Annotated in this window: 22 protein-coding genes; 12 read left to right on the top strand and 10 right to left on the bottom strand. The window is 70.8% G+C overall.

The window, feature by feature from the left end; genetic code table 11:
• Window positions 1-4: 4 nt before the first annotated feature.
• From pqqB to CLM62_RS28250, 5 genes are all read right to left on the bottom strand, one after another.
• Entirely contained in the window at window positions 5-916 is a 912-nt protein-coding gene (gene pqqB / locus CLM62_RS28230) for a pyrroloquinoline quinone biosynthesis protein PqqB (protein ID WP_095752723.1), read from the bottom strand.
• Between the two features lie 105 nt (window positions 917-1021).
• On the bottom strand, window positions 1022-1147 hold the full coding sequence (pqqA, locus tag CLM62_RS48940; RefSeq protein ID WP_107483828.1) for a pyrroloquinoline quinone precursor peptide PqqA: 126 nt from the start codon (window positions 1145-1147) through the stop codon (window positions 1022-1024).
• Window positions 1148-1200: 53 nt separating this feature from the next.
• The gene (locus CLM62_RS28240; protein ID WP_095752725.1) at window positions 1201-2880 is read right to left on the bottom strand and encodes a PQQ-dependent dehydrogenase, methanol/ethanol family; all 1680 of its coding nucleotides are present in this window, start codon (window positions 2878-2880) and stop codon (window positions 1201-1203) included.
• A 55-nt stretch (window positions 2881-2935) separates the two neighbouring features.
• On the bottom strand, window positions 2936-3397 hold the full coding sequence (locus CLM62_RS28245; RefSeq protein ID WP_095752726.1) for an MSMEG_3727 family PQQ-associated protein: 462 nt from the start codon (window positions 3395-3397) through the stop codon (window positions 2936-2938).
• Between the two features lie 292 nt (window positions 3398-3689).
• Window positions 3690-5756, bottom strand: a complete 2067-nt coding sequence (locus CLM62_RS28250; protein ID WP_095752727.1) for a SpoIIE family protein phosphatase — start codon at window positions 5754-5756, stop codon at window positions 3690-3692.
• A 458-nt stretch (window positions 5757-6214) separates the two neighbouring features.
• Here CLM62_RS28250 and CLM62_RS28255 point away from each other — a divergent pair, with 458 nt between their 5' ends.
• From CLM62_RS28255 to CLM62_RS28265, 3 genes are all read left to right on the top strand, one after another.
• Window positions 6215-10069, top strand: coding sequence for a Pls/PosA family non-ribosomal peptide synthetase (locus CLM62_RS28255; protein WP_095752728.1), 3855 nt, complete (start codon window positions 6215-6217; stop codon window positions 10067-10069).
• Window positions 10070-10143: 74 nt separating this feature from the next.
• The gene (locus CLM62_RS28260; RefSeq protein WP_095752729.1) at window positions 10144-11487 is read left to right on the top strand and encodes a M1 family metallopeptidase; all 1344 of its coding nucleotides are present in this window, start codon (window positions 10144-10146) and stop codon (window positions 11485-11487) included.
• A 20-nt stretch (window positions 11488-11507) separates the two neighbouring features.
• Complete coding sequence (locus tag CLM62_RS28265; RefSeq protein WP_095752765.1) at window positions 11508-11921, top strand: YchJ family protein; 414 nt, start codon at window positions 11508-11510, stop codon at window positions 11919-11921.
• A 4-nt stretch (window positions 11922-11925) separates the two neighbouring features.
• Here the strand turns inward: CLM62_RS28265 and CLM62_RS28270 are convergent, their stop codons facing one another.
• Window positions 11926-12627: a FadR/GntR family transcriptional regulator gene (locus CLM62_RS28270; protein WP_095752730.1), complete on the bottom strand. Its 702-nt coding sequence runs from the start codon at window positions 12625-12627 to the stop codon at window positions 11926-11928.
• A gap of 142 nt (window positions 12628-12769) precedes the next feature.
• On the opposite strand from CLM62_RS28270, the gene CLM62_RS28275 reads away from it, so the two are divergent.
• The 4 genes from CLM62_RS28275 to CLM62_RS28290 all read left to right on the top strand — a co-directional run bounded on the left by CLM62_RS28275 (window position 12770) and on the right by CLM62_RS28290 (window position 16603).
• Window positions 12770-13303, top strand: coding sequence for a gluconokinase (locus CLM62_RS28275; protein WP_095752731.1), 534 nt, complete (start codon window positions 12770-12772; stop codon window positions 13301-13303).
• A 75-nt stretch (window positions 13304-13378) separates the two neighbouring features.
• Complete coding sequence (locus tag CLM62_RS28280; RefSeq protein ID WP_095752732.1) at window positions 13379-14776, top strand: GntP family permease; 1398 nt, start codon at window positions 13379-13381, stop codon at window positions 14774-14776.
• Between the two features lie 10 nt (window positions 14777-14786).
• Window positions 14787-15545 (top strand): glucose 1-dehydrogenase, encoded by a 759-nt coding sequence (locus tag CLM62_RS28285; RefSeq protein ID WP_095752733.1) that lies wholly within the window; start codon window positions 14787-14789, stop codon window positions 15543-15545.
• 17 nt (window positions 15546-15562) lie between these two features.
• Complete coding sequence (locus CLM62_RS28290) at window positions 15563-16603, top strand: L-idonate 5-dehydrogenase (protein ID WP_179382258.1); 1041 nt, start codon at window positions 15563-15565, stop codon at window positions 16601-16603.
• Here the strand turns inward: CLM62_RS28290 and CLM62_RS28295 are convergent.
• The 4 genes from CLM62_RS28295 to CLM62_RS28310 form a co-directional block, all read right to left on the bottom strand.
• Complete coding sequence (locus tag CLM62_RS28295) at window positions 16600-17223, bottom strand: cytochrome b/b6 domain-containing protein (protein ID WP_095752735.1); 624 nt, start codon at window positions 17221-17223, stop codon at window positions 16600-16602. The two genes, CLM62_RS28290 and CLM62_RS28295, sit on opposite strands and share 4 nt — an antisense overlap.
• Complete coding sequence (locus CLM62_RS28300) at window positions 17207-17932, bottom strand: molybdopterin-dependent oxidoreductase (RefSeq protein ID WP_095752736.1); 726 nt, start codon at window positions 17930-17932, stop codon at window positions 17207-17209. Before CLM62_RS28300 ends, CLM62_RS28295 begins: the two co-directional genes overlap by 17 nt.
• A 117-nt stretch (window positions 17933-18049) precedes the next feature.
• Window positions 18050-19591, bottom strand: coding sequence for an APC family permease (locus CLM62_RS28305; RefSeq protein ID WP_095752737.1), 1542 nt, complete (start codon window positions 19589-19591; stop codon window positions 18050-18052).
• A 104-nt stretch (window positions 19592-19695) separates the two neighbouring features.
• Complete coding sequence (locus CLM62_RS28310; RefSeq protein WP_179382259.1) at window positions 19696-20646, bottom strand: hypothetical protein; 951 nt, start codon at window positions 20644-20646, stop codon at window positions 19696-19698.
• A 274-nt stretch (window positions 20647-20920) separates the two neighbouring features.
• Here CLM62_RS28310 and CLM62_RS28315 point away from each other — a divergent pair, with 274 nt between their 5' ends.
• From CLM62_RS28315 to CLM62_RS28335, 5 genes are all read left to right on the top strand, one after another.
• Entirely contained in the window at window positions 20921-21814 is an 894-nt protein-coding gene (locus CLM62_RS28315; protein ID WP_095752739.1) for a DMT family transporter, read from the top strand.
• A gap of 39 nt (window positions 21815-21853) precedes the next feature.
• Window positions 21854-22363, top strand: a complete 510-nt coding sequence (locus CLM62_RS28320) for an NUDIX hydrolase (protein WP_095752740.1) — start codon at window positions 21854-21856, stop codon at window positions 22361-22363.
• A gap of 57 nt (window positions 22364-22420) precedes the next feature.
• A complete protein-coding gene (locus CLM62_RS28325; protein ID WP_095752741.1) occupies window positions 22421-22813 on the top strand; it encodes a YidH family protein in 393 nt (130 codons plus the stop codon).
• A complete protein-coding gene (locus CLM62_RS28330; RefSeq protein ID WP_095752742.1) occupies window positions 22810-23142 on the top strand; it encodes a DUF202 domain-containing protein in 333 nt (110 codons plus the stop codon). The genes CLM62_RS28325 and CLM62_RS28330 overlap by 4 nt, the downstream gene beginning before the upstream one ends.
• 219 nt (window positions 23143-23361) lie before the next feature.
• A complete protein-coding gene (locus CLM62_RS28335; RefSeq protein WP_095752743.1) occupies window positions 23362-23658 on the top strand; it encodes a hypothetical protein in 297 nt (98 codons plus the stop codon).
• Window positions 23659-23711 lie beyond the last annotated feature (53 nt).

Below are 23711 nucleotides of genomic sequence, written 5' to 3' on the forward strand. Positions count from 1 at the left end.
CCCCTCACATCCGCAGTTCCAGCCCGTCCACGGCGACTTCCATGCCGTGCCGCTCGACGGTGCGCCGCTGCGCCGAGTCCTCGAGCAGGATCGGGTTGGTGTTGTTGATATGGGTGTAGAACTTGCGTTCGATGGGGAGCGGAGACAGCTGCTCGAGGCTGCCGCCGAAACCGGCGATGGGCAGGTGCCCCATCTCGCGCGCCGTCCTGCTCGCCATGCCGAGCCGGATCAACTCGTCGTCGTCCCAGCAGGTTCCGTCGACGAGCAGGCAGGCGCAGTCGTCGAGCTGGTCGCGTACCGCATCCGTGAACTCCTGCAGGCCCGGCAGGTACACCAGTGCCCGGCCACTGCGCTCGTCGGTCAGGCGGTAGCCGACGACCCGTCCCTGTCCCTTCCCTTCGACGGTGCCGAAACGCGCCCGCTTCGTCGTGGGAACGTCGAAAGCCCGGTACGACAGCCCGTTCCCCAGCGGGACGTCGGCCTGCGGTACGACGCGCTGCCACTTGACGGGGCAGTAGGCATCGAGCGTCCGCAGCAGCGACGTCCCGTCGTACAGCGTGTCGTGCACCGGCTCGGTGGCGTGGAGCTCGATGCCACCTGCCTCCCGGAGCAGCAGCAGACCGAGCGTGTGATCGAGCTCGGCGTCGGTGAGTACCACGGCCTGCAGGGGAACCGCCCTGCCACTGTCGGTACCGCTGGAGGGGTGCAGGGCGGGGAAGGACTCGAACTGGACATGGATGTCGGGAGAGGCGTTGAACAGGAACCATCGCCGGTCGTCGGGGCTCACGGCGATCGACGACTGGGTGCGCGCGTGGCAGGGCCGGGAACCGTCGCGCACGGCACGGCACGGAGGGCAGGCGCAGTTCCACTGCGGGAATCCTCCCCCGGCTGCCGATCCCAGCACCCGCACCCACACGTCGATCCGCCGTCCTTTCCGGTTTCCGGTCGTGCACCGGCTTCCGGTCGTTCACCGGCCGGGGCGACGGACCGCATCGCCCGGCGCCCTGTCCTGTGGCCGGGTCTACTCCCCGTCGAGCTCCAGGATGTCCATGTATGCGGTCACCTCGGCCGATACCCTGATCTCCTCGAAAGCGGGGGTCTCCCACTCATCCCGGTGGTGCTGCGGGGCAACGCTTTCCTGGTGCATGGCGGTCACCTCCTCCCTGAAGTTCCAGGGCCGTCCTCCCTGAGGTTCCAGCGCTATTCCGGCAGCGCAAAGGCGAACACAGCGTCGCCGTGGGAGGCGCCCAGCATCGCGGGGACGATCCCTTCGACCCAGCTCCCCCATCCGACCGGCACGGCTATGTACTGCCTTCCGTCGACGCTGTAGGTCGTCGGGTTGCTGTGGTGGCCGCTTCCCGTCTGGAACTGCCACAGCAGCTCCCCGGTGTGCGCGTTGAACGCGTTGAACTCCCCTGACGGTTGGCCGACGAACACCAGGTCCCCGCCCGTGGCCAGCACCGACGCGCTCATCGGCGTATCGTTGCGCCACCTCCACACCTCCTCGCCCGTGGACGCGGAGAAGGCCTCCACGAACCCCTGCATGTCCTCGGCGTCCACGGTCACACTCGCTCCCCAGTAGGGAATGCTCTCCTTGAACTCCCTGTGCCGAAGCGTCACCTCAGCACCGACATCCTGTACCGGTACGTAGAACATCTGCGTCCGCGGGCTGTAGGCCGCGTGCGTCCATTCCTTGGCCCCGGCCGGCCCCGGCCAGAAGTGGACCGGCTCGCCCTCCTTCTCGGGCAACACCCTGGGCACCACATTGCCCTTGACGTCGATCTCGCCCCAGGTGATGCGTTCGCCGAAGGGCGTCACCCGGACCAGCGCACCGTTCGCACGGTCCAGCGTGAAGCAGTACCCGTTCTTGTCGAAGTGCGCCAGCAGCTTCTGCCCGTCCAGGTCGTAGAGGATGCACTCCATGTTGCTGTCGTAGTCCCACACGTCGTGCGGGGTGCACTGGTAGTGCCAGCGGATGTCGCCATGGTCGGGATCCAAGGCGATGACGCTGTCGGTATAGAGGTTGTCGCCCTCACGGACGCCTCCGTCGAAGTCGGGTGCCGGGTTGCCGGTCCCCCAGTACAGGAGATTCAGCTCCGGGTCGTAGGTACCCGTGATCCAGGTGTTGCCGCCGCCACGCGCCCAGGCCGGTCCGTCCGGCCAGGTGTCCGACCCCGGCTCGCCGGGCTTGGGGACGGTGTAGGTGCGCCAGGCGCGCTCTCCGGTTTCGAGAGAGAAGGCGTCGATGTGACCGCGCACGCCGAATTCACCGCCGGAGCTGCCCACGATGACCTTGTCCTTCACGACGAGGGGAGCCACCGTGGCGCTCTCAGCTGCCCGCACATCACCGTTCGTCACGTCCCATACACACTCACCGGTGACGGCGTCGAGTGCGATCACATGGGCGTTCAGGGTGACGGCGAAGACCTTCCCGTGCGCGACTGCCACCCCGCGGTTGACGTTGCCGCAGCAGAGGGAGACATCGAAGGGGATCGCGTGCTTGTACTGCCACAGTTGCCGCCCGGTCCGGGCGTCGAGGGCCCAGATCCAACCGTCCCAGCCCGAGACGTACATGACCCCGTCCACGACGATCGGAGCGGCCTCGAAGGCGTATGTCGACTGCCCCGCGTGGAAGCCGGCCGAGCCGAACTGGAACACCCAGGCGGGGGTGAGGTGCTTGACGTTCTCCGCATTGATCTGGTCGAGCGAGCTGTACCGCTGCCCGTCATAGGCGCCGTAGTAGGTGAGCCAGTTCTGCGGTTCCGAGCGGGCCTGGAGAATGCGCTCGTACGTAACGTTCTGCGCCACTGGGGGCGCACTCCCGACCATGGGGCTCAGTTCCGAGAAATTGACGGCCGACGGTGCCTGGATGTACTCCATGAGGTCTCCTTTCCAGGAGGCGGCCGTCGCTCCGGCCTCCTTTCCGAGGCACTTTCTACGGCCGTGGCTGGTCCGGGCGGTCGAGGCGGGCCTCTTGCGGAACGTCCCCGAGTACGGCGATCACTCCCACCAAGCCACGGCCCTCGTCGTTGCCCACATTGGAACCGAACCAGTAGTAGCCCGGACCGTCGAGGTTGAGGACCGTCGTTCCCCGTGAGTAGACCGGAAGCCACATCCATTTGCTGTCGCCGTTGCTCGGCAGGAGCGCACAGTGCGTGTTCGTGTCGTCGTTGACGAGCTCGATGTCGAGGTCGCCCCCATGGGGCATGACGACGATGGAGGGCTCCCAGACCAGCTCATCGGGCGGGATGCGGACGCGGGCGCGCAGTCGGCCGTCGGCCCCTTCCTCGGCGTGGCCGAGGCCTCCGTGGGCGATCAGCCGTCCCAGCGTCGCCTTGTTCTGCCCGTACAGCTCCGGCATTTCATGCTCCGCCGCTGCCTTCCCCTCGGTCGTCATCGGCTTGACCTCCTGTCTCCGCCTACGACACATCGCCCGGAACACGGGTGAATGGTGAATGGAGCAGGAATTGGATCCGGGTTCAGATATCGCCGGTTTATGAGGATGACCTCGGTGTAGCCTCCTACACCCGACCGGTATCCGGTGACCATATTGCGTAACTGCCCGTTGTAGCGCTTGACGTGCGCCTGTTTCGGCACCTCTGCGCAAGCGTCTATTGATCATCAGTTTAGCACCGTGGCAGGATCATCGCGCTCTCAGCTCCTCACCCACGAAGGTCCGCCCATGCCGACTACTGGGCCCGGGCGGCGAGGAGGGCGACGTCGTCGTGGTCGTCGGGGTGGCGCAGGCCGTACAGCAGGAGGTCGCACGTCTCTTCCAGGGGCCGGTAAGGCTCGTCGAGGAGGCTGAGGAGGAAGTTCAGGCGGTCGTCAATGGGGTGGTGGCGGGTCTCGACGAGGCCGTCCGTGTAGAGGACCAACAGATCGCCGGCGTTGAGGTCGGCGGTGGTGGTTTCGAAGGAGATGCCGCCGACGCCGAGCGGGGCTCCGCTGGGCAGGTCGAGCAGTTCGGCGGCGTGGCCGGGGCGGGCCAGCGCGGGCGGCATGTGTCCTGCGTTGGCGATGTGGCACTGCCTGCTGTGGGGGTCGTACACGGCGTAGAGGCACGTGACGATGTAGTGCTCCAGATCGCAGGTGATCTTGTCGAGGTGCTGGAGCACTGCCTCGGGGGCGAGGTCGAGGTCTGCGTAGGCGCAGGTAGCGGTGCGCAGTCGGCCCATGGTGGCGGCGGCGTCGATGCCGTTGCCCATGACATCGCCGACGACCAGCGCCGTCCTGTCGTCGGCCAGGGCGATGACGTCGTACCAGTCACCGCCGACTTCGCTGGTGGACTGGGCGGGCTGGTAGCGGGTGGCGAGTTCCAGGCCGGGGTGGTGCGGTGAGTGGGCGGGCAGCAGGCTGCGCTGGAGGGTGAGGGCGGTGTTGCGCACGCTCTGGTACCAGCGGGCGTTGTCGATGGCCACGGCGGCCCGGCCGGCCAGCTCACTGGCCAGGATGACATCGTCCTCGTCGAACGGGAGGGGGTTGCGGGTGCGCTTGAGGTCGAGGGCGCCGAGCACTTCGCCGTGGGAGATCAGCGGCACCGCGAGATAGGAGTGGACGCCGGCGCGGGCCAGGAGCGAGGTGGCCTCCGGGTCGCGGGCGATGCGCCGCAGGTCGTGTTCGGCCACGTGGCGTACCAGGACCGGCCGACCGGTGTGGACGCACAGGGTGACCAGACGGTCGGCGTCGTAGGCGGTGAGATCCCCGGGAGGGTCGGCGGCGCGGAGCGCCACGGTGGGGTGGGCCGCTTTGATGGCCAGGGCACGGAAGAGTTCCGGGCCGCTGTGCGGTTTGCTCGCGCGGCGGAAGGCCAGGGCGGAGTCGAGGATGCCCACGGCGACCACGTCGGCGAGGACCGGGGTCGCGATGTCGGCCAGTTCGCTCGCGGTCTGCTCCACGTCCAGGCTGGTGCCGACGCGGGTGGAGGCGTCGGCGATGAGGGCCAGGCGGCGCCGGGCCCGGTCGGCCTCGGTGGCCGCGCGGTGTCGCTCGGTGACGTCGACGACCGAGGTGGCCGCGCCGAGGATCCGCCCGCCGGGGTCCTCCAGCCGGTAGAAGGAGAGGGACCAGGCGTGATCGTGGTCGGGGTCGGCGGGGGTGCGGCCGACGGCGTACTGGTCGAGCAGCGGGGTTCCGGTGGTCAGTACTTGGTGCAGGGCGGACTCGATGGTGTCGACGTCGGGGAAGGTCAGGGTTTCCCTCAGGTGGCGGCCGATGTGCTCCTCGGCGGGGATGCCGTCGATGCGCTCCAGTGCCGGATTGACCAGGAGATAGCGCAGGTCGGGGTCCATGAGGGCCAAGCCGATCGGGGACTGGTTGACCAGCCGTTCGGCCAGGGCAAGGTCGGTCTCGAGGCGCTGCAGGGTGGGGTGGTCGGCCGCGAGGCCCAGGGCGTAGACCTCCCCGCGGTCGTTCAGCAGCCGCATGTTGCGGAACTCCATCAGGCGGGTGCTGCCGTCCTTGTGCCGGATGGGGAAGGCGCCGGACCAGCTCCGGCCGGTCTCCATCACCTCGGTGAACAGACTCAGGACGGCCTGTAGGTGCTCCGGGTTGACCATCAGCCGCGCCGCGTACTGGCCAAGCGCCTCGTTCGCGGTGTAACCGAAGAGTTCCTCGGCCTGCGGGCTCCACAACACGATGCGCCCACCGGCGTCCAGCACCACCGCGGCGACACTCAGCATGTCCAGCAGGCTGGCCGCCCGGGGCTGCCCGGGGCCGGGCTGGTCGCCGTCGGACTGGAAGGACTCGGTTTGCATCCCAGATCTCCCTCCGCGGTGCCAGCGTTACCTGCGACCTTCGTCGGCACTGCTCCACATATGTTCTGATTTGGGGTATCTCCATGCTGCCCCTGGCGGCGTAGCCTGCCCAGTCCAGGACCGAGCCGCGTTGCCGTGCACAGGCAGAGCGCCGTGGCACGACGACAGCTGAGCCCCCGCCGGAGGGCGCCTGATCCACCTCGGCAGCCGTCCCTGGACAGGTCGAAGGCATGGTTGTGGGGCATCTCTCGTTCGGCGGACGAACCGCTGGTCATCGACGGTTCGCGATGATCTAGAGGCCCTCCGAACGGCCCTTCCGAGTGGTCGTCAACAGGGATCGAGCCTAGCGTCGTACTAATATTTCCGGCTTGTTACGGAGCTGGACCCGGACAACCCCAGGCAGACCTGCGGGCCCGCCAGCGCCCCGGAGGCTTCCGGGATCGAGACGCGAGGACCCGATGGCAGCCATACACGAGAGCAGTGCTCTCGGTCTGCTCGACGAAGAGATCCGCGAGCGGTTCGGTGACACGGCACGTTTCTCCGGGGGGCCGGCAGCTTCTCCACGCACGCTCGTGGACGTCTTCGACGCGTCCGTACGGTCGTACCCGGACGAACTCGCCCTGGACGACGGCACGACGCAGCTCACGTACCGTGCGCTGGCCGTGGAGGTGGAGCGGCTCAGGCGGCGCCTCGCGGAGGCCGGGGTCGGGCTCGGGGACCGGGTGGGGGTGCGGGTCCCGTCCGGCACCAATGATCTCTACGTGGCGATCCTCGCCGTGCTCGCGGCCGGTGCCGCCTACGTCCCTGTCGACGCCGAGGACCCGGACGAGCGGGCCGAGTTGGTGTTCGGGGAGGCGGACGTGCGGGCCGTCGTCGGGGCCGGGCACGAGCTGACCACCCTCTCGCGCGGTGACGTGCCCGCCGCCCGCCCCGGCATCGAGCACGACGCGTGGATCATCTTCACCTCCGGGTCCACCGGGAAGCCCAAGGGCGTCGCCGTCAGCCATCGCAGCGCCGCCGCCTTCGTGGACGCCGAGGCCGCGCTGTTCCTGACCGAGGATCCGATCGGGCCCGGGGACCGCGTCATGGCGGGACTGTCCGTCGCCTTCGACGCGTCCTGCGAGGAGATGTGGCTGGCCTGGCGGTACGGGGCGTGTCTGGTGCCCGTGCCGCGCTCGCAGGTCAGGAGCGGGGCCGATCTCGGGCCCTGGCTGGTCGAGCAGGAGATCACCGTCGTGTCGACCGTGCCGACGCTTGCCGCGCTCTGGGAGCCCGAGACCCTCAACGACGTACGGCTGCTGATCTTCGGCGGTGAGGCCTGCCCGCCCGAGCTGGCGCAGCGGCTGGTGACCGAGGGGCGCGAGGTGTGGAACACCTACGGGCCCACCGAGGCGACCGTCGTGGCCTGTGCCTCGCTGATGACCGGCGAGGAGCCGATCCGGATCGGACTGCCGCTGGACGGCTGGGAGCTGGCCGTCGTCGACGAGGCCGGGGAGCCGGTGCCGATGGGCGGCAGCGGGCAGCTGGTGATCGGCGGGGTCGGGCTCGCGCGGTATCTCGACGCCGAGAAGGACGCGGAGAAGTACGCGCCGCTGGAGTCCCTCGGGTGGGAGCGGGCGTACCGCAGCGGTGACCTCGTCAAGGCGGAGCCCGAGGGGCTGGTGTTCCTCGGCCGGGCCGACGAGCAGATCAAGCTGGGCGGGCGGCGCATCGAGCTCGGTGAGGTGGACGCGGCGCTGCAGGCGCTGCCCGGTGTCGCCGGGGCCGCGGCCGCCGTACGGACCGCCCGCAGCGGCAATCAGCTGCTCGTCGGTTACATCGTGACGCAGGAGGGCTGGGACCACGCGGCGGCCGTCGAGAAGCTGCGGGCGGAACTGCCCGCCGCGCTCGTCCCGTTGCTCGCGCCGGTCGACGAGCTGCCGACCCGCACCAGCGGCAAGGTGGACCGGGGCGCCCTGCCCTGGCCGCTGGAGGGACTGGAGAGCGCCGGGCCGGTCGAGCAGTTGTACGGCACCGAGGCGTGGCTCGCCGAGCAGTGGAGCGAGGTGCTCGGCATCCCCGTGACGAGTGCGCGGGACGACTTCTTCGCGATCGGCGGCAGCAGCCTCGCCGCCGCCCAGCTGACCACCAGGCTGCGCACCCGCTACCCGAGCGCCGCCGTCCTCGACATCTACCAGCAGCCCGTGCTGCGGAAATTGGCCCGGCATCTGGAGGAGTCGGCGCAGGGCGACGGTGCGGAGCGTGTCGTCGCTCCGGTTCCGGTACGCGCCCAGGTGATCCAGTTGCTGCTGATGGTTCCGCTGTTCACCCTGATGGGGCTGCGCTGGACGGTGGCGCTCGCCGCGCTCGGGAACCTGCTCCCCGTGTACTCCTGGCTGCCGACCGCCCCTTGGTGGCTCGTCGCGGCCGGGGCGGTTCTCCTCTTCAGCCCGCCGGGGCGGCTCGCGATCGGGGCGGGCGGGGCGCGGCTGCTGCTGCGAAACGTGCGGCCTGGAAGGTACGCGCGCGGCGGCAGCGTGCATCTGCGGCTGTGGACCGCCGAGCGGCTGGCCGAGTTCAGCGGGGCGACCTCGCTGACCGGGTCGTGGCTGGAGCGGTACGCGCGGGCGCTGGGCGCCAAGGTCGGTCCGGACGTGGATCTGCACTCGCTGCCGCCGGTCACCGGCATGCTCAAGCTGGGGCGCGGCGCGGCCGTGGAGTCCGAGGTGGACCTGTCCGGGTACTGGCTGGACGGCGACCGGCTGGAGATCGGCCCGGTCAAGGTGGGCGCGCACGCCGTCGTCGGCACGCGCAGCATGCTCTTCCCGGGCGCCCGCGTCGGCAAGCGGGCCGAGGTGGCGCCGGGTTCCGCGGTCACCGGTCAGATTCCGACCGGGCAGCGGTGGGCGGGCGCGCCCGCGGTCAAGCTGGGCAAGGCCAAGCGGAACTGGCCCAAGGAGCGGCCGGTGCGGGGCGCGTACTGGCGTGCGATGTACGGCGCGACGGGCTTCGCGCTCAGCGCCCTGCCGGTGCTCGCGGGCGGAGCCGCGCTCCTCGTGGCCCACGCGTTCATCACGCCGGACGTGACCATGAGCGGCGTCGCGCTGGCCCTCGTACCGGCGACACTGGCCTACGGGCTGGCGTTCGCGCTGCTGCTCCTGATCGCCGTACGACTGCTGAGCCTCGGCCTGCGCGAGGGCACCCATCCCACGCACAGCCGGATCGGCTGGCAGGCCTGGACGGTCACCCAGCTGATGGACCGCTCGCGCGAGACCCTCTTCCCGCTGTACGCCGGGCTGGCCACGCCGGTGTGGCTGCGGCTGCTCGGGATGCGGATCGGCAAGGGCGCCGAGGTGTCGACCGTCCTCGCGCTGCCCAGCCTGACGACGGTCGGTGAGGGCGCGTTCCTGGCCGACGACACGCTGACCGCGCCGTACGAGCTCGGTGGTGGCTGGATGCGGATCGGGCGCGCGGAGATCGGGCGGCGGGCCTTCCTCGGGAACTCGGGGATGACCGCGCCTGGGCGTTCCGTGCCGGACGGGGGGCTCGTCGGGGTGCTGTCGGCGACGCCGAAGAAGGCGAAGAAGGGCAGCTCGTACCTGGGGCTGCCGCCGGTGAAGCTGCCGCGCGCGGCGGCCGGCGGCGACCAGAGCCGGACGTACGACCCGCCGGCGCGGCTGCTGTGGGCGCGCGGTCTGGTGGAGCTGTGCCGGATCGTGCCGGTGTTCTGCTCGGCGGGGCTGGCCGTGCTGACGGTGGCCGCGCTGTGTGCGCTGGGTGCGTGGGCGCCGCTGCTGTCGGGGCTGGTGCTGCTCGGGACAGGGGTCGCGGCGGGCCTGCTGTCGATCGTGGCGAAGTGGCTGCTCGTCGGGCGGCACCGCGGCGGGGAGCACCCGCTGTGGAGCGGTTTCGTGTGGCGCAACGAGCTGGCGGACACCTTCGTCGAGGTCGTGGCCGTGCCCTGGCTGGCCGGTTCGGTGCCGGGTACGCCGGTGATGACGGCGTGGCTGCGCGGGCTCGGCGCGCACATCGGCAAGGGCGTGTGGGTCGAGAGCTACTGGCTGCCGGAGACGGACCTGGTGACGCTTGAGGACGCGGCGACGGTCAACCGGGGCTGCGTGCTCCAGACGCACCTCTTCCACGACCGGATCTTGCGGACGGATACTGTGGTCCTCCGTGAGGGCGCGACGCTGGGTCCTGGCGGAATCGTCCTGCCCGGCAGCAGGGTCGGGGCCCGTACGACACTGGGTCCGGCGTCGCTGGTCATGGCCGCGGAGTCCGTTCCCGACGACACCCGCTGGCTGGGCAACCCGATCGAGTCATGGCGTTCCTGAGCGCGGCTCGGTCGGCGTCGGGGGGCGGTTCACCGGCACGACGTTCGAGCACAGCGCAGGGAGCAGACGCAGCAGTGACGGTTCAGCAGGCAGTGGGTCCGGACCCGTACTTTCCGGCCAACGGCGATCCCCGTTACCGGGTGCACCGCTACGAACTCGCGCTGGACTACCGCCCGGGTCCGAACCGGCTGTCGGGGACGGCCCGGATCAACGCCATCGCGGGACGGTCGCCGCTCGCCGAGTTCCAGCTCAACCTGGCCGACTTCAAGGTCGGCCGGGTGCGGGTCGACGGCCGGCAGCCGCACTACACCCACCGGGGCGGCAAGCTGCGCGTCCGCCCCGCCAAGCCGATCCGGGCCGGGTCCACCTTCACGGTGGAGGTGCACTGGTCGGGCAATCCCAAGCCGGTCGCCAGCCCCTGGGGCGGGCTCGGCTGGGAGGAGCTGGAGGACGGGGCGCTGGTGGCGAGCCAGCCGATCGGGGCGCCGTCCTGGTACCCGTGCAACGACCGGCCCGCCGACAAGGCCTCGTACCAGATCTCGATCACCACGCCGTCCGCGTACCAGGTGGTGGCGGGCGGGCGGCTGCTGACCCGTACGACGAAGGCGTCCACGACGACCTGGGTGTACGAGCAGTCGGCGCCGACGTCCAGCTATCTGGTGGGTCTGTCGATCGGCAAGTACCAGACGGTGCTGCTGGGCGACCCGGGGCTCGGCGGCGTGCCGCAGCACGGGCACATTCCGGCGCACATGCTGCCGGAGTTCTCGCGGGACTTCGCGCGGCAGCCCGGGATGATGCATCTCTTCCAGCAGCTCTTCGGGCCGTACCCCTTCGACGAGTACGCCGTCGTGGTGACCGAGGAGGAGCTCGATGTCCCCGTCGAGGCCCAGGGGTTGTCGCTGTTCGGCGCCAACCATGTGGACGGCGCGCGGGGTTCGGAGCGGCTGGTGGCGCATGAGCTCGCGCACCAGTGGTTCGGCAACAGCGTGTCCATCGCGGACTGGCGGCACATATGGCTGAACGAGGGGTTCGCGAAGTACGCGGAGTGGCTTTGGTCGGAGCGGTCGGGCGGGCGACCGGCCCATCAGCACGCCGCCGCCGCACATCGCTTGCTGTCGTCGCTCCCGCAGGATCTCCAACTCGCCGACCCGGGGCGCAAGTCGATGTTCGACGACCGGCTCTACGAACGCGGTGGGCTGACCCTGCACGCGGTGCGGTGCGCGATGGGCGACGACGCGTTCTTCCGGATGGTGCGCGCGTGGGTGGGCCTGCACCGGGGCGGGGCGGTGAGTACGGCGACGTTCACCGCGCATGTGGCCCGGTTCGCGGCGGAGCCGCTGGACGAGCTGTTCGAGGCGTGGGTGTACGGGACGGCACTGCCGCCGTTGCCGATGCCGGAGACCCGGGCGGCCGTCTAGGCCCTGTCACAATGGCGGCCATGACCAGTCGTTCCTGCCCGTGCGGGCTGCCTCAGGCGTACGACCGGTGCTGCGGCCGGTATCTCCCCCAGTCTCGAACAGGCTCGACCGGGGGGACCCCCATCGGTGCCGCCGCCGCGCCGACCGCCGAGGCGCTCATGCGGTCGCGGTACAGCGCCTTCGTGAAGGGGGACGCTCCGTATCTGCTGCGGACCTGGCATCCGCGGACCCGGCCGGCGCGGCTCGACCTCGATCCGGGGGTGCGGTGGACGGGGCTGGAGATCCTCGGGACTCGGGACGGATCGGCGTTCCACACCACCGGGACCGTCGAGTTCCGGGCCTCCTACCGGGGCGGTGCGCTGCGTGAGCGCAGCCGGTTCGAGCGGGTCGACGGGGCGTGGACCTATGTCGACGGGGACTTCCCCGAGGCCTGAGAGCCTACGGCGCGAGGATGTCCAGCTCCTGGAGCGCTCCCACCGTGATCTCCCGGGTCAGTTCCTCCGCGCGGGCCGCGTCGCCCCCGCGGACCGCCTCCGCCACCTGGACGTGGAGGGTGACGGCGGCCGGGTCGGGGTCCTCGAACATGACCTCGTGGTGGGTGCGGCCGGCCAGGACCTCCGCGACGACGTCGCCGAGCCGGGCGAACATCTCGTTGCCGGAGGCGCAGAGGATGACCCGGTGGAAGGCGATGTCGTGGACGAGGTAGCCCTCCAGCTGGTGTCCGCGTGAATGGGCCACCATGCCCAGGGCGCACTCGGTGAGTTCGGCGCACTGGTCGGCGGTGGCGTTCTTCGCGGCGAGACCCGCGGCGACCGGCTCGATCGCGGAGCGCAGCACGGTGAGGGAGCGGAGTTGCCGCGGGCGGTCGGCGCCGGCCAGGCGCCAGCGGATGACCTGGGGGTCGTAGACGTTCCACTCGGCCGTGGGAAGCACCGTCACACCCACCCGGCGGCGGGACTCGACGAGATGCATGGACTCCAGGACCCGGACCGCCTCGCGCATCACGGAGCGTGAGACGTCGAAACGCTGCGCCAGTTCGTCGGTGCGCAGAACGCTGCCCGGCGGGTACTCGCCCGCGGTGATCGCGGGGCCGAGGGTTTCCAGAACCCGGCCGTGCAGCCCCCGGCCCGATGTGCTCATGCACTCAGCGTACGTGGCAGATCACGGTAACAAAAAGTCAGACTTATTTGTGACTGGGGCTTGAATTCGTCGTACCTAATGGGCTTCAGTATGGCGACGTCAGATGTCGACGTCGTATGTCGAGGAAGACAGCGAGGCAGTGATGCGTACCCCGCACGTCGTCGTGGTGATGGGCGTCGCCGGCACGGGCAAGACCACGATCGGTCCTCTGCTCGCCGCCCGGCTGGGTGTCCCGTACGCCGAGGGTGACGACTTCCACCCGCCGGCCAACATCGACAAGATGTCGGCCGGCACCCCGCTCGACGACGCGGACCGGTGGCCGTGGCTCGACGCCATCGGCGCCTGGGCGCACGGGCGGGCCGGGCTCGGCGGGGTGGTCAGCTGTTCGGCGCTGAAGAGGTCGTACCGCGACCGGCTCAGGGCCGCCGCTCCCGGGATCACGTTCGTGCACCTCACGGGCGACCGGAAGCTCATCGAGGACCGAATGGCGCACCGGCAGGGTCACTTCATGCCGACGGCGCTGCTGGACTCGCAGTTCGCCACGCTCCAGCCGCTCGGGGCGGACGAGGCCGGGATCGCCGTGGATGTCTCCGGCAGCCCGGAAGAGATCACCGAGCGAGCGGTGCGGGCGCTGAACTCCCTTCCCCCCGCGCCCCTTCCCGACGCACCCCAGTAACACCTCCAGTAACGCCCCTCAGTAACGCCCCTCAGTAACACCCCTCCCCCATCCCCGTACCTGCAAGGGACCCCCGTGACCAGACTCAGCGTTGAGATGCTGGCAGCGGACGCACCCGAGCCGATCACCTCGGCCGGCCACGCTCAGCTGGGCATCGCCGTACTGGCGGGCATCGCCGTCATCGTCCTGCTCATCACCAAGTTCAAGCTCCACGCCTTCCTGTCGCTGACCCTCGGGTCGCTGGCGCTCGGCGCGTTCGCCGGGGCACCGCTCGACAAGGCCATCACCAGCTTCACCACCGGGCTCGGCACCACGGTCGCCGGCGTGGGCGTGCTGATCGCCCTCGGTGCGATCCTCGGCAAGATGCTCGCCGACTCAGGCGGCGCCGACCAGATCGTCGACACGATCCTCGCCAGGGCGAGCGGCCGTTCGATGCCGTGGGCGATGGTGCTGATCGCCTCGGTGATCGGTCTGCCGCTGTTCTTCGAGGTCGGCGTCGTGCTGCTGATACCGGTCGTGCTGATGGTCGCCAAGCGCGGCAACTACTCGCTCATGAAGATCGGCATACCGGCGCTCGCCGGTCTGTCCGTGATGCACGGCCTGGTGCCGCCGCACCCCGGCCCGCTGGTCGCGATCGACGCGGTCGAGGCCAACCTGGGCGTCACGCTCGCGCTGGGCGTCCTGGTCGCCATACCCACGGTGATCATCTCCGGTCCGCTGTTCGCGCGGTACGCGGCCCGCTGGGTGGACGTCCCGGCCCCCGACCGGATGATCCCTCAGCGCGCCTCCGAGGAACTGGAGAAGCGTCCCGGCTTCGGCGCGACCCTGGCCACGATCCTCCTGCCGGTCGTCCTGATGCTGTCCAAGGCGCTGGTCGACATCGTCATCGACGACCCCGAGAACACCGTGCAGCGGGTCTTCGACGTCATCGGTTCGCCGCTGATCGCGCTGCTCGCCGCCGTGCTGATGGGCATCTTCACCCTCCTGCGGCCCGCCGGGTTCGCCAAGGAGCGGGTCTCCCAGCTCGTCGAGAAGGGACTCGCGCCCATCGCGGGCATCCTGCTGATCGTCGGCGCGGGCGGCGGCTTCAAGCAGACGCTGATCGACTCCGGTGTGGGCCAGATGGTCCTGGACATATCCGAGGACTGGTCGATACCCGCCCTGCTGCTGGCCTGGTTGATCGCGGTGGCGATCCGGCTGGCGACCGGCTCGGCGACCGTGGCCACGGTCTCGGCGGCCGGTCTGGTCGCCCCGCTCGCGGCCGACATGTCGACGACCCACGCGGCCCTGCTCGTCCTGGCCATCGGCGCCGGCTCGCTCTTCTTCAGCCATGTCAACGACGCCGGATTCTGGCTGGTGAAGGAGTACTTCGGCCTGAACGTCGGCCAGACCCTCAAGACCTGGTCCGTCATGGAGACGATCATCTCGGTGGTCGCCGGCGGTGTGGTCCTGCTCCTTTCGCTGATCATCTAGGAGTACGGCGATGAGTCACCCTCTGTTCGACATCAGCGGGCGTACCGCCCTGGTCACCGGCTCCAGCCGGGGCATCGGGCTCGCGCTGGCCCGCGGGCTCGTGGAGGCCGGCTGCACGGTCGTCCTCAACGGACGGGACGGCGACCGCCTCACCAAGGCCGCCGCCGAACTGCCCGGGGACGTGCACACGGCCGCGTTCGACGTCACCGACGGCGCGTCGGTGCGAGCCGGAATCGCGGACGTCGAGGAGCGGGTCGGCCCGCTCGACATCCTGGTCAACAACGCGGGCATGCAACTGCGCGCCCCGCTCCTTGAGTTCGCGGAGTCCGACTGGCACCGGATCCTGGACACCAACCTCACCAGCGCGTTCCTGGTCGGCCGGGAGGCCGCGCGCCGGATGACGGAACGCGGCCACGGCAAGATCATCAACATCTGCTCGCTGCAGAGCGAGGTGGTCCGCCCGGGCATCGCTCCCTACGCGGCCACCAAGGGCGCGCTGAAGATGCTCACCAAGGGCATGTGCGCGGACTGGGGTCCGTACGGCGTGCAGGTCAACGGTCTCGGCCCCGGCTACATCGAGACCGAGCTGACCCAGGCCCTCGTCGAGGACGAGGAGTTCAGCGCGTGGGTGCGGCGCCGCACGCCGGCCGGCCGCTGGGGCCGTACGGAGGACCTGGTGGGCGGGGTGCTGTTCCTCGCCTCGCCCGCCGCGGACTTCGTCAGTGGGCAGGTGCTGTATGTCGACGGCGGCATGACGAGCGTGCTGTGACCTCCGGGGAGACTGTGATGCTGGGTTGTGTGATCCACGGTCAGGGCGACCTGCGGGCCGAGGAGTTGCCGGTGCCGACACCCGGCCCCGGGCAGGCGCTGGTCGCCGTCCGCTACGGCGGGGTCTGCGGGTCCGACCTGCACTACTGGCGGCACGGCGGGGTCGGCGACTTCCGGCTCCGGGAGCCGATGGTGCTGGGCCACGAGGTGGTGGGCACGGTCGTCTCGTACGGTGACGGTGCCTCGGGTCCGGTGGTCGGTACGGCCGTTGCCGTGCACCCCGCCACGCCCTGCGGGGTGTGCCCGGAGTGCGCGGACGGGCGGCGCAACGTCTGCCGGGACACCCGCTACCTCGGCAGCGCGGCCCGTTTCCCGCATGTCCAGGGCGGATTCGCGGCCCAAGTGGTCGTTCCGGCGGAGCAGTTGAGGCCGCTTCCGACGGGTCTTGAACTGCGCCGGGCGGCGCTCGCCGAGCCGCTGTCGGTGGCCCTGCACGCGGTACGGCGGGCCGGGGACCTGCGGGGCAGGCACGTCCTGGTCACCGGCGCGGGTCCCATCGGGTGTCTCGTGGTCGCGGCGGCCAAGGCGGCCGGCGCCGGCCACGTGACGGCGACGGACCTGCTCCCGGAGGCGCTGCGGTACGCCTCGGCGGCGGGCGCCGACACCGTCGTACGCGCGGATGATCCGTCCGACGCCGGGTGGCCGTCCGAGGTGGATACGGCCGTGGAGGCGTCCGGGGTGGCCGCGGGCCTCGACACCTGTCTGAGGCTGGTGCGGCGCGGCGGGGTCGTCGTGCAGCTCGGGATGCTGCCGTCCGGGCAGAGCCCCTTCGCGGGGAACCTGGTGGTGAGCCGGGAGATCGAGCTGCGGGGGGCGTTCCGCTTCGACGGGGAGTTCGACGAGGCGCTCGAACTGCTCGCTGCGGAGCCGGTGTTCGACGGTCTGGTCAGCGCGGTGGTGCCGGTCCGGGAGGCGGAGTCGGCGTTCGCGCTGGCGGCGGACCGGAGCAGGTCCTGCAAGGTGCTGCTGGACTTCGAGTCCCCGGGACACCACGCCTAAGGACGCCACAGGGGGTGCTCTTTTTCCGCCCACTCCCGGCTCACCGACCCGGTGCGCATGCCCCGGCGGGCCTCCGGGTCGGCGAGGGCCATGCCGATGTGGCCGGCCAGCACGATGCCGATGGTCAGCGCGAGCCAGTCGTGGACGAAGGTCGCGCTGGTGCGCCAGACCAGCGGGGTGAGGTGGGTGAACCACATCACCAGACCCGTGCCGAGCATGACGAGGGTGGCCCCGGCGATCCAGGCCGCGTAGACCTTCTGCCCGGCGTTGAACTTGCCCGCCGGGCGGGACGCGGGCCGTCTGTCGCGGCGCAGGGCGGCGCGCAGCCAGACGCGGTCGTGCGGGCCGAAGCGGTTCAGGAAGCGCAGGTCGCCACGGAACGCGCGGGAGGCGAGGCCCGCCAGGACGGGTACGGGCAGGGCGAGTCCGGCCCACTCGTGGACGCGGACCACGAGCTCGCGGCGGCCGACGAGTTCGGCGAGCTGCGGGACGTACAGGCAGGCCGCCGTCACCACGCACACGCCCATCAGCGCGGCCGTGGTGCGGTGCACCCACCGCTCGGCACGGCTGAAGCGCGGCAGCCTCGCCGCGTCGGCCGGGGCGTCAAGTCGTAGGCTCATCGTCCCGCCCGTTCGAACGGCCGACCCAGGCGTCGACGTCGTAGCCCCGTTCCTCCCAGTAGCCCGGCTGCACGTCCTCGGTGACGGTGATGCCGGAGAGCCACTTGGCGGACTTGTAGAAGTACATGGGCGCCACGTAGAGGCGGACCGGGCCGCCGTGGGAGTGGCCGAGGTCCTTGTCCTGCATGCGCAGCGCGACCAGGACGTCCGCGCGGCGGGCCTGGTCGAGGGTGAGGCTCTCGGTGTACGCGCCGTCGAAGCAGGTGAAGCGCACGGCCCCGGCCTTCGCCCGCACCCCGGCGGCGTCGAGCAGCCGGGACAGCCGCACCCCTTCGAAGGGCGTGTCGGGGACGCGCCAGCCGGTGACGCACTGGACGTCCTTGACCAGCCGGGTCTGCGGCAGGGCGCGCAGGTCGGCCAGGGTGTAGCTGTGCGGGCGGTCGACGAGGCCGTCGACGGTGAGGCGGTAGTTCTCGGCGTTCTTGTGGGGCACGGAGGACGTGACCGAGTAGTAGCGGAAGCCGCCGCCGTTCGGGAGCAGGCCCGTCAGGCCGGTCGGGTCCTTGTCGGCGGCGCTGCCGAGGAAGGCCTCCAGGCCGCGTTGCAGGGTGGGCGCGGCGACCACGCCGAGTGCGCCCAGGCCGAGGGTGCCGAGGACGACGCGGCGGCCGACGGGGGTGCCGCGTTCCTCGGGCTGTTCGGAGTTCACGGGTTCATTCGAACACCCGCGGCCCGGGACGGACCAGGGGTCGCGGGTGCTCGTCAGGGTTCCGTAATCACTTCTTACGCGGAGTTCCGTGATCACTACTTACGCGGATACGGTCCGTTACGACGCCTTCTCCGCCGCCTTCTCCAGCTGGAACGCCTCGTTGCCGAGCCCGATGCGGGCGTGTGCCTCGGGGCGGCGGGCGCGCAGGGCCAGGCCCTGCACCAGGCCGATCACCAGGGCGAGCCCGATGATCCCGGGGAGTATCCAGCTGAGCGACGAGTCGGGGCCGGCGCCGACCAGGACGTCGAAGTCCTTGACGGTGTAGCCGGCGATCACGAGCAGGGCGATGCCGGCCAGGGCGGAGGTGAGCAGCCGCCAGGCCTGGGCGGCCGCGGCGCCGCGGCGGACGAAGAACACGATGACCGACACGCAGGCCGCCGCCATCAGCACGATCACGCCGAGGGCACCGATGTTGCCGAACCAGGTGAACAGGTGCAGGACGGGCTCGGTGGGATCGCCGGTCGGCTTGTCGTCGGCGATCGCGAAGGCGGTCACGATCACCACCGCGACGGCCGTCTGGAGCAGCGAGCCGGTGCCGGGAGCGCCGCTCGTGCTGTTGGTCCGGCCGAAGGCGGCGGGCAGCAGGCCCTCGCGGCCCATGGCGAAGGCGTACCGGGCGACGACGTTGTGGAAGCTGAGCAGGGCCGCGAACATGCCGGTCACGAACAGGACGTGCAGCACGTCCGTGAAGGTGCCGCCGAGCCGGGACTCGGTGAGGGAGAACAGCAGTCCGGCGCTCTGCTTCTGTGCCTCGCCGACGATGGCCGCGGGGCCGGTGGCGACGGTGAGGGCCCAGCTGCTGAGCGCGAAGAAGACGGCGACCCCGCCGACCGCGAGGAACATCACGCGGGGTACCAGGATGTGCGGGCGGCTGGTCTCCTCGGCGTACACGGGCGCCTGCTCGAAGCCGAGGAAGGCCGCGATGCAGAAGCACAGGGCGGTGCCGACGCCGGCGCCGCTGAGGGTGTCCGGGTTGAAGGCGTGCAGGGACAGGCCCTCCGTTCCGGGGTCGGCGACGGCCGCGATGTCGAAGATGACCACCAGGGCCACCTCGACGATCAGCAGGACGCCGAGCACGCGCGCGTTGACGTCGATCTTCAGCCAGCCCAGCGCGCCGACGACGAGCGCGGCCACCAGCGCGGGTATCCACCAGGCGACTTCGAGGTCTGCGTAGGTGGCGAAGAGGCCGGAGACCTCGAAGCCGAAGATGCCGTAGATGCCGACCTGGAGGGCGTTGTAGGCGACGAGCGCGACGAGGGCCGCGCTCGCCCCCGCTGTACCGCCGAGGCCGCGGGAGATGTACGCGTAGAAGGCGCCCGCGTTGTGGACGTGCCGGCTCATTTCCGCGTAGCCGACGCCGAAGAGGGCCAGGACCACACCGAGGAGGACGAAGAGGAGCGGCTGTCCGACGATGCCCATCACCGCGAATGTGGTGGGCATGACACCAGCGACGACCATGAGGGGGGCGGTCGCCGCGAGGACGGAGAGCAGCAGGCCGCCGGTGCCGAGGCGGCCGGCCCGCAGCGCCCGCTCCTGGCCTTTGAAGGTGCTGATGCCGTCGGCCGTTGATGTGCTCGTGCTCGAACTGCCCGTGGTCATCGGGAGACCGTCCTTCGTTCGGAATCGGGGGTGTGGACTCGGGGGTGATGGAGTCGGGGGTGATGGAGTCGGGGGTGATGGAGTCGGGGGCTGCGTCGGGGATGTCAGACCGCGCCCAGCGCGCTGTCGCGAGCGGCACGGAAGGCGGGATACGGATCGTGGTCCGGGTACGACCACGGCGCCGGGGTGACGTGTTCGCCGATGCGATGGAACAGGGCGGCGGCTTCGGCGCCCCGGCCCTCGCAGACCTTGGCGTGGGCGAGGAAGTTGAGGTCGACCAGCCGCCGGGGGTGGCCCTCGTGCTCCCACTCCAGCCACCAGTCGAACGCGGCCTTCATCACCTGCCGGGCCCGACGGCCGGTCCAGTGCTCGGAGGCGGCCGGGTCGGCGGGCTCGTGTCCGGCGGCGGCCAGCACGCGGTAGCGCTCGGCGTGCGCGACGACCGGGAGGATCGCGAGCGGGGAGTCGGCGGGGGCCTGCTCGGCGGCCCAGACGGCGAAGTCGTAGACCTCGTGCAGGGGGTCGGGGCCGGCGTCGGCGCGGCGCTCGGCGAGACGGGCGACCATCAGGTGATGGGCGTGGTGGTGATCGGCGTACCGCGCGCGCACTTCGCCGAAGAGCCGGACGACCTCCTCGCCGGCGCCCAGGGCGCGCTCCAGCATGAGCAGGCCGAGCCAGGGCGTGGGGTCGGCGGGCACGAGGGCAGCGGCGGCCTGGCAAGCCTCCCGGGCCCGGACCGGGGTCTCCTTGCCGCGCAGGGCGCGGCGGACCTGGGCGAGGGCGAGCAGGACGGCGGCGTCGGCGGAGTCGGGGTCGGCGAGCAACCAGTCGCGGGCCCAGGCGGCGCTGTAGGGCTCCAGGGCGAGGACGGTGACCCGGTGTCCTCGGCGGTCCCAGTCGTCGCCGGTGTGGGCGAGGAGCGTGCGGGCGGCCTGCCACCGCCCCTGGGCCAGCGCGGCGCGCGCGGCGACGAGGTCGGTGTCGTCGAGGGCGGCGTCGAGAGATCGGCGGGCGTGCCTGCGGCCGCGCCCGAAGGGTGGCGGGGGTGGGGACACCGCGGGGACTTCCTCACGCGCTCGGCCCGGCCTTCTGGTCTGGACTTTTCTTCTCGCCATCGATTGATCACGCACAGCCAACCCTCAGCCAACGCTTTTCGTCAAGGCCCATCCGGGCGTTACACGCGTCAACTTCCTTGAGAGAATGAGGACTTGTGCGGCATGGTTGGGCACGCACCCAGGACCTGTGGCATACGCCATGGCGCACCCCATCCCGGTCCCGCACGATGGTCGCTCTCCCACGGCCCGACCGGATGATCTCGAGGTACACAGCTTGTCGGTTCTGGTTCTCGTCCTGGCCTTGAGCGCCGCGTGCTGCCTCGGCTTCGGCTTCGTCCTCCAGCAGAACGCGGCCCGGCAGGCACCGCTGAGAGACTTCCTGTCGCCGCGGCTGCTCCTCGACCTGATGAAGGTGCCGCGCTGGCTCGGCGGCATCGGGCTGATGGTGGCCGGCATGGCCCTCGGCGCGATGGCGCTGGGCATGGGCGAGATCTCCCTGGTGGAACCCCTCCTGGCCACGAACCTGCTCTTCGCCCTCGCCCTGTCCCGCAAGCAGAGCAAGCAGCCACTGGGCCGCCAGGGATGGGCGGGCCTCGTACTGCTCGCGGGCGGGGTGACCACGTTCATCGTGGCGGGCGAGCCCCGCGGCGGCACCGCGGTCGCTGATCCGCTCCGCCACTGGCTGATCATCGGAACCATGCTGGGCCTCGCCCTCATCCTCACGACGCACGCGAGGCGCTCCCGCCTGAGCTCCGGCCCGGTACTGCTGGCGATCGCGGCCGGCCTGCTCTACGGCGTGCAGGACGCCCTGACCCGGGTGAGCGGCCGGCGCTTCTCCGAGGGCGGCCTCATGGAACTGCTGACGGGCTGGCAGCCGTACGGCGTGCTGGTGCTCGGCGTCACCGGCCTGATCCTCGTCCAGAGCGCGTTCGAAACCGCATCCCTGCGCATGTCGCTGCCCGCCCTCACCGCCGCCCAGCCGCTGGCCGGCATCGCCTGCGGCGTCGGCTTCCTGGGCGACCGGCTGCGGACCGACACGGGGGCGCTGGCCTGGGAGGCGGGCGGGCTCGCGGCGATCGTGGTGGGCATCGTGCTGCTGGGCATGCACCCGGCGATGCCGAGCGGTGCGAGGCGGCCCGAGCGGGCGCTGGATCTGCAACCGCAGTGAGCCGACCCTGCGGTGAGCTGACCCTGCTTGGATGACGTCATGAGCGCTGCTGACGAGATCCTCGACATCGTCGACGAGAACGACCAGGTCATCGGCCGGTCGCCGCGCGGCGAGGCGTACGCGAAGGGCCTGCGCCACCGCTGCGTCTTCATCCAGGCCAGGGACGCGGAGGGCCGCCTCTTCGTCCACCGCCGCACCCCGACCAAGCTGGTCTACCCGTCCCTCTACGACATGTTCGTCGGCGGAGTGGTCGGCGCGGGCGAGTCCTACGACGACGCGGCCCTGCGGGAGGCCGAGGAGGAACTGGGCGTGACGGGGTTGCCGCGCCCCGAGTACCTCTTCAAGTTCCTCTACGACGACGGAGCCGGCCAGAGCTGGTGGTCGGCGGTGTACGAGGTCCGCTGCGACCTTCCTGTACGGCCGCAGGTCGAAGAGGTGGCCTGGCACGAGTTCCTGCCGGAGGACGAGGTGGAGCGCCGCCTGAGGGACTGGGAGTGGGTGCCGGACGGGTTGGCGGCGTACGAGAGGCTCCGCGGGTATCGGGGGTAGGCCCAGGTAGTCGGCTGACCCTCGAATCCCTCGCAGCGGCCCCGATAGGGTCTGTTCGTGATCGGATTCGCACGGAACGTCCGCCTGTGGTTCGCACCCCAGGCGATCCGGGAAGAGGGCGGCACCCCCGACTACCGGTTCTCGCTGGCGAACGAGCGCACCTTCCTGGCCTGGCTGCGCACCGCCCTCGCCCTGATCGGCGGCGGCTTCGCCGTGGACCAGTTCCTGCCCGACCTGCGCTGGGGCTGGCGCGTCGGCCTCGCGCTCGCGCTGCTCGCGGCGGGCGTCCTGTGCTCCCTGCGCGCGGTCAACCACTGGATTCGCTGCGAACGGGCCATGCGCCGAGGCGAGGACCTGCCGGTGTCCCGATTCCCGGCACTGCTCAGCCTCGCCGTCGCGATCGTGGCCGTCGCGATGGTCGTTGTCGTCCTCTTCGGGTGGGAGGGGTGAGCGGGACGGCTCCCCCGGCCGCCCACGACCGGGACCCCGGACTGCAACCGGAGCGCACACGCCTCGCCTGGCGCCGTACCACGCTGTCCAGCACCGTAGCCGCCCTGCTGGCGATGAAGACCGCGCTGCACGGCGGGACATCGGCGGCCGCGATCATCGTCTGCGCCCTGTGCTGCGGGCTGTGGCTGGCCTTCCTCCTGATCGCCCACCACCGCATCCGCACCCTGGCGGCCACCAACAGCCCACCCGCACTCGCGCCCCGACACGCGACGGCCGGCGCCCTGCTCACCGTCGCACTGGCACTGTGCGCCGCGGCGCTGGTCTTCTGACCCTCTTCTGAACTCTCCGGGGCCGGTCGCACACGGCCTTGAACGAATCTTGGTGGGCGCGCCCCTCATCCCCGCCCTACCGTCATTAGGTGATGGCCCCCAAGGGGTACGCGTATGCCACGAAAATCGAAAAGTCGAAATCGCCGGAATAGCCGGATACACACCGTTCGCGTGGCAGCCTGTCCGACGTCATCACCCGCACCGTCGAAGGTGAGCACCATGACCACCCTCCACCACGAACACGCCTCCCACACGCACACCCACGGCCCGGACTGCGGCCACACCCAGGTACCGCACGGCGATCACGTCGACTACGCGCACGACGGACACCTGCACCGCGAGCACGGCGGCCACTGGGACGAATGCGAGCCCGCCGAACACGTCTCGCACGAGGGCCACGACCACCGGCACGGTGCGGACTGCGGGCACCCGAGCGTCCTGCACGGCGACCACGTCGACTACCTCCATGAAGGCCACCGGCACGCCGAGCACGAGGGCCACTGGGACGACCACTGACCGAGCCCCCCGCCGATCGATCCCACGCCGCCCCGGCCCGGCCTGGTCTGGCC

This window comes from Streptomyces sp. SA15 (assembly GCF_002291145.1).
Classification (GTDB): domain Bacteria; phylum Actinomycetota; class Actinomycetes; order Streptomycetales; family Streptomycetaceae; genus Streptomyces.